Consider the following 5,320-nt stretch of genomic DNA (forward strand, 5'->3'; position numbering starts at 1 on the left):
CAGGCCCCGGACGGTCCGTCAGAGCCGGACGGCGCTCAGGATCGCCCGCACCTCGTCGCCGATCGCGGCCTCGTTCTGCTCGAACTCCGGTGCGGTGAGCCGGTTCGGGTCGGCCGGCAGGCCGGTCAGGACCGGGGTGTGCAGATGGCCGCCGGGGAGGCCCGGCGCGAGGAACAGGCGCAGCCGGTTGGAGCGGTAGGCGACCTCGTTGGAGAGGTACCCGCCGCCGCCCCCGGAGACCGCGCGGGAGCCGGGGGTGGGACCGTCCGTCCGGAAGACCGGGGCGGTGGCGCCCGCCGGGATCTCGGTGACGAAGGTGTTGAGCAGCACCGGGAAGGGCTGCTGGACGGCCCGCATGGCGTCGGTCGGCAGGGTGGTGCGGACGAACTGCGGCCCGGGGGCCAGCCCCGGGGCGTCCACCGGGTGCTGGGAGGTGCCGCCGGAGAGCGCGGCCACGTTGTCGGTGGCCGGGTCGGCGGAGCGGGCGCGCCCGGCCCACTCCTCCAGGGTGAACTTGCCCGGGTAGCCCTGGCTGATGCTGGCGATCAGGTCGGCGGACTGCCGGCCCGGCCGCAGGTGCGGGGCGAAGGCGCGCTCCACGATGCCCTCGTCGAAGTCCCCGTAGCGCACCGGCAGCACGACGGCCCGCACTTCGGCGGTGCTGCCGTCGGCCAGCGTGATCCGCTGCCCGTGCAGCTGCAGGACGGCCGAGCCGGAGGGGTTGGCGCGGCGCGGCTCGGCGTCCAGGCCGAACGGGTCGAAGCCGCTGACGAAGATCCGCCGGACGCCGGGGGCGGACTCGAAGCCGTCGCCCAGACCGCGCGAGGCGTCCTCGAAGCGGGCCCGCAGCGCGGCGTGGTCGACCTCGAACCGGGGCTGCCAGCGGGCGAGCCGGACGGTCATGGCGAGCCTGGTCCAGTACAGCGGGCGGTCGTCCCGGGCGGGCAGTTCGCCGCCCGGCCGCCGGCCCTGGGCGCGGTCCAGGCCGGCCTGCCAGAGCGTCCGGCCCCAGGTGTCCACCACCTTTTCGGCCTGTCGGGCGTTGCGGGCGGCGCACAGGGCGGAGGGGAAGCCCCCGAGCAGCTCGCCCAGGCCGGAGCGCTCGGTGAAGGCGGCCAGGCGGGCGTCCTGGAGGCGGGCCTGTTCGGCGTCCAGCGGCACCGTGGCGGAGGTGCGGCAGCCGACCGGAGCGGCCTGGGCGGCTGCGGCCGGGGCCAGCAGGGCGGCGAGCGTTCCGGTGAGAGCGGCGGCCAGTCCGGCGGCGCGACGTAGACATGTCATGTGCGCCGACAATAGGTCCAGACCTGACGGCCCGCCAGGGTGCCGGTGCGGTGCCCGTGGGCCGGGGCGGTGGCCGAGCGGGCCGCCGGAAGGGGGTGGCGCGGTGGTGTCTCCGCAGTCCCGGGCGGTGTTCCGCCGCCGGCGGGGCGTGTTCCGGCCTTGACGGAAAGCTGACGGTTCGACCGGGAACCGACGCGAGTTCTACAGCGTTGTCGTGGTCGAACAGCGGTACTCGTACGGTGGTGGAGGAAGTTCCATGAGCGTGGCCCTGACGAAGGGCGGCAACGTCTCCCTGGGCAAGCAGGCCCCCGGGCTCCGGGTGGTCCGGGTGGGCCTCGGCTGGACGGCCGGGGCCGGGTACGACCTGGACGCCAGCGCGCTGCTCTGCGGCGCGGACGGAAAGGTCGCTTCGGACCAGCACTTCGTCTTCTTCAACAACCTGCAGAGCCCGGACGGCTCGGTCCGGCACCAGGGCGGGTCCGGCGGCGGCGCCGACCGCGAGCGGATCGAGGTCCGGCTCGCGGACGTCTCCGCCGGGGTGGAGAAGATCGTCTTCGCGGTGGCGATCTACGACGCGGCGCAGCGGCGGCAGACCTTCGGGCAGGTCCGTGGCGCCTACATCCGGGTCGTCGATCAGGACGGCGGCACCGAGGTGGCCCGGTACGACGTGGCGCCGGAGGCCGGCAGCGAGACGGCGATGGTGTTCGGCGAGCTGTACCGGCACGGCGCGGACTGGAAGTTCCGGGCGGTCGGGCAGGGGTACGCCGCGGGGCTCGCGGGCATCGCCGCCGACTTCGGGGTGGACGTCCTGCAGCCGGCGCCCGCCGCCGCTCCGCCCGCCGCCGCTCCGCCCGCTCCGGTGAAGCCGCCCGTCGCACCGCCCGCGCCGGTCGCGGCCCCGGTGCCGGCCGTGCTGCCCGCAGCCGCGCCCGCCGTTCCGATGACTCAGCCAGTAGCAGGGAGTTCCCCCGTGACGTGTTTCTTCGACCCCTCGCACGGCGCCGGCACCACCGCGGTGCTGTGGTCGCCGCAGTGGGGCGTGCCGCGCCAGATCGAGGCCTGCGTGGCCTGTGCCCAGCGGGTGCAGACCAACGTCCCGCCGTTCTACACCCCGGCGCAGGCCGGCTACCCGCAGCCGGTCCAGCAGGGCCAGCCGCAGGTGCCCGGCCAGCAGGCCCAGGGCGGGCGGCGCTTCGGCACCGGTGCGCTGATCGGCGCCGGCGCGGCCGGCCTGGTCGGCGGTGCGCTGCTGAACGAGGCCTTCGACGACGACCCGCAGGTGGTCGTCAACAACTACTACGAGGACGACGGCTTCTTCTAAGCCGTCAGGCCGCAGCTCCGGAAGGGCCGTCGGGGGGTGTGCCCCGGCGGCCCTCGCTTTCGGTGCGGTGCGCTTGAATGAGGGCAGAGCACCGTTCTGACCGGGGGAGACGCACCGATGACCATGTCCGACGCCGAGCTGCTGGCCGCCGCCGGCAACCCCACCGCGGCCTGGCTGGAGTCCTGCTTCGGCCCGGGCGCGCTGTGGCGGCCCGAGCCCGGGGCACTGCCCGAGCGGCTGACGTCGCGGGACGCCCGGGCGTTCCTGAGCGAGGTCGGCGTGCCGGCCGTGGAGCTCGACTTCCTCGGCTTCGATGCCACGGGCCTGCCCGAGCGCGGGATGTGGGAGGCGGACCTGGACGACCTGTTCGGCGAGCGCACGCCGGACGACGACACCCCGCCGAGCAACTGGGGCTACTGCGTCGGCACGTTCCACGAGCGGCATCTGATGGTGGCGGGTGACACCGGCACCGTGCGGATCTACAACGCGGACGGCTGGGACCACGGGTGCGGCTACGGCGGCTGGGCGGCCGACTCGCTGCCCGCGGCGGTCGGCGCTCTGGCGCTGCTGGCGCGCCTGGAGCAGCGGATCCGCGAGGGGGACGCCAAGGCCGCGCTGGACGAGTTCGAGGCGCTGGTGGCCGAGTTGGGGCAGGGGCCGGACGAGTCGGACCTCTGGGTGAGCCTGCTGGAGAACCTGCGCGAGGAGTACGAGGACCTGGACGAGGACTGACCTGGTCCCCGGGCCCCCGGCCACCCGGGCCCTTCCGGACCGACGGCCGCACAACGCCGGTGCGCTGTGCGGCCGTTCGCTTTTCCCCGGCTCGCGCGGTCAGTCGCCGCGATGCCGGTACGCCCCGGCCCGGGCCGCCGCCTCGGCGGCCTCCGCCGCGCGGTCGGCGGCCGCCTCGTCCAGTGGCTCCGCGGTGGTGAGCATCCGGTAGTAGAGCGGCGCCGAGACCGCCCGGACGACCTCGAACCCGTCGGTGTCCGGCGGGAGTTCGCCGCGTTCGACGGCCGCCGTGACGCATGGCGCCCACTCCTCGACCCGGCGCCGGTAGAAGTGCCGCAGCGCCTCGGCCGCGTCCGGGTCGCAGTTCGCCGCCACGATGACGGCGCGGAACAGGGCGCCCTGCCGCGGGTCGGCCAGGGTGCGCTGGACGAGCCGGGCGTTGGCCCTCAGGTCCCCCGCGAGGGAGCCGTTGTCGGTGCGCGGCAGCGACTGCTCGGCCATGTCCGCGAGCAGGTCCGCGACCAGCGCGGTGGTGCTGCCCCAGCGGCGGTAGACGGTGGTGCGGCCGACCTCGGCCCGCTGGGCGATGTCGCCGAGGTCGAGGCCGCTGAAGCCGTGCTCGACCAGGGCGTCCTCGGCGGCGCGCAGGACGGCGGTGCGGACCCGCGCTGTCCGGCCGCCGGGGCGGACGGTGCCGGGCGTGGAGGGTTCGGGTGGGGAGGGCTCGGGTGGGGAGGGCTGCTCGGGCTGGGAAGGCTGGACGGCCATTAACGGGATTCCTGTTCCATTAGAGGGGTGGACTCTGTTAGGTTTGAGGCATCCTAACGGAATGGGAGTCCCATTAGGGGCTTGAGGGGAGATTCGCCATGACCGTCACCACCGACATGGAGTACCGCCGGCTCGGCGCGTCCGGACTCAAGGTGCCCGCGCTCAGCCTCGGCACCGGCACCTTCGGCGGCCGCGGCCCGCTGTTCGGCGCCTGGGGCACCACCGGCGTCCAGGAGGCCCGCCGGCTGCTCGACATCGCCATCGACGCCGGGGTCACCCTCTTCGACACCGCCGACGTCTACTCCGACGGCGCCTCCGAGGAGGTGCTCGGCCAGGCGATTCGCGGCCGCCGCGACCAGGTGCTGATCTCGACCAAGGCCGGACTGCCCACGGGTGACGGCCCGCAGGACGCCGGCACCTCCCGTGCCCGGCTCGTCCGGAGCGTGGACGACGCGCTGCGCCGCCTCGGCACCGACTACCTGGACCTGTTCCAGCTGCACGCCCACGACGCCGGCACCCCGATCGAGGAGGTGCTCGCCACCCTGGAGGACCTGGTCCGGGCCGGCAAGATCCGCTACACCGGCGTCTCCAACTTCTCCGGCTGGCAGCTGATGAAGTCCCTCGCCCTCGCCGACCGGCACGGCCGCCCCCGGTACGCCGCGCACCAGGTCTACTACTCGCTCGTCGGCCGCGACTACGAGTGGGAGCTGATGCCGCTCGCCCAGGAGGAGGGCGTCGGCGCCCTGGTCTGGAGCCCGCTCGGCTGGGGCCGGCTCACCGGGAGGATCCGCCGGGGGAAGCCGCTCCCGGACGGCAGCCGGCTGCACGACACCGCCGACTACGGCCCGCCGGTGGAGGACGAGCTGTTGTACCGGGTGGTCGACGCGCTGGACGAGGTCGCCGCCGAGACCGGCCGCACCGTCCCCCAGGTGGCGATCAACTGGCTGCTGCGCCGTCCCACCGTCTCCTCCGTCATCATCGGCGCCCGCAACGAGGAGCAGCTGCGCCAGAACCTGGGTGCGGTCGGCTGGTCCCTGACGGAGGACCAGGTGGCCCGGCTGGACGCGGCCAGTGCCCGCACCGCGCCGTACCCGTACTTCCCGTACCGCCGGCAGGAGGCCTTCGCCCGGCTCAACCCGCCCATCGCGGGCTGAACGGCTGAACGGCGGAGCGGCGGAGCCGTTCCGCGTGGGCCCCGGCCCGGGAGATGTCCGGGCC

The 5,320-nt window shown here is 74.8% G+C and carries 5 protein-coding genes; 3 read left to right on the forward strand and 2 right to left on the reverse strand.

Annotated features, from left to right (window positions below; translation table 11 throughout):
* Positions 1–18 precede the first annotated feature (18 nt).
* Positions 19–1,281, reverse strand: coding sequence for a pyroglutamyl peptidase (locus ACFU7Y_RS39380; protein WP_380771251.1), 1,263 nt, complete (start codon positions 1,279–1,281; stop codon positions 19–21).
* A 256-nt stretch (positions 1,282–1,537) separates the two neighbouring features.
* Here ACFU7Y_RS39380 and ACFU7Y_RS39385 point away from each other — a divergent pair, with 256 nt between their 5' ends.
* Together ACFU7Y_RS39385 and ACFU7Y_RS39390 are read left to right on the forward strand one after the other, a co-directional pair.
* The gene (locus ACFU7Y_RS39385) at positions 1,538–2,602 is read left to right on the forward strand and encodes a TerD family protein (protein ID WP_380771252.1); all 1,065 of its coding nucleotides are present in this window, start codon (positions 1,538–1,540) and stop codon (positions 2,600–2,602) included.
* 117 nt (positions 2,603–2,719) lie between these two features.
* Entirely contained in the window at positions 2,720–3,334 is a 615-nt protein-coding gene (locus tag ACFU7Y_RS39390; protein ID WP_224284944.1) for an SUKH-4 family immunity protein, read from the forward strand.
* A 99-nt stretch (positions 3,335–3,433) separates the two neighbouring features.
* Here the strand turns inward: ACFU7Y_RS39390 and ACFU7Y_RS39395 are convergent, their stop codons facing one another.
* On the reverse strand, positions 3,434–4,102 hold the full coding sequence (locus ACFU7Y_RS39395; RefSeq protein WP_380771253.1) for a TetR/AcrR family transcriptional regulator: 669 nt from the start codon (positions 4,100–4,102) through the stop codon (positions 3,434–3,436).
* A 116-nt stretch (positions 4,103–4,218) separates the two neighbouring features.
* Here ACFU7Y_RS39395 and ACFU7Y_RS39400 point away from each other — a divergent pair, with 116 nt between their 5' ends.
* On the forward strand, positions 4,219–5,256 hold the full coding sequence (locus tag ACFU7Y_RS39400) for an aldo/keto reductase (RefSeq protein WP_224284946.1): 1,038 nt from the start codon (positions 4,219–4,221) through the stop codon (positions 5,254–5,256).
* Positions 5,257–5,320: the final 64 nt, after the last annotated feature.

The sequence above is a fragment of the Kitasatospora sp. NPDC057542 genome (assembly GCF_042801945.1).
Lineage (GTDB): Bacteria > Actinomycetota > Actinomycetes > Streptomycetales > Streptomycetaceae > Kitasatospora.

Bases quoted from the DNA above. Each gene is read 5' to 3' on its own strand.
- ACFU7Y_RS39380 (WP_380771251.1), bottom strand. From the start codon at position 1,281: ATGACATGTCTACGTCGCGCCGCCGGACTGGCCGCCGCTCTCACCGGA.
- ACFU7Y_RS39385 (WP_380771252.1), top strand. From the start codon at position 1,538: ATGAGCGTGGCCCTGACGAAGGGCGGCAACGTCTCCCTGGGCAAGCAG.
- ACFU7Y_RS39390 (WP_224284944.1), top strand. From the start codon at position 2,720: ATGACCATGTCCGACGCCGAGCTGCTGGCCGCCGCCGGCAACCCCACC.
- ACFU7Y_RS39395 (WP_380771253.1), bottom strand. From the start codon at position 4,102: ATGGCCGTCCAGCCTTCCCAGCCCGAGCAGCCCTCCCCACCCGAGCCC.
- ACFU7Y_RS39400 (WP_224284946.1), top strand. From the start codon at position 4,219: ATGGAGTACCGCCGGCTCGGCGCGTCCGGACTCAAGGTGCCCGCGCTC.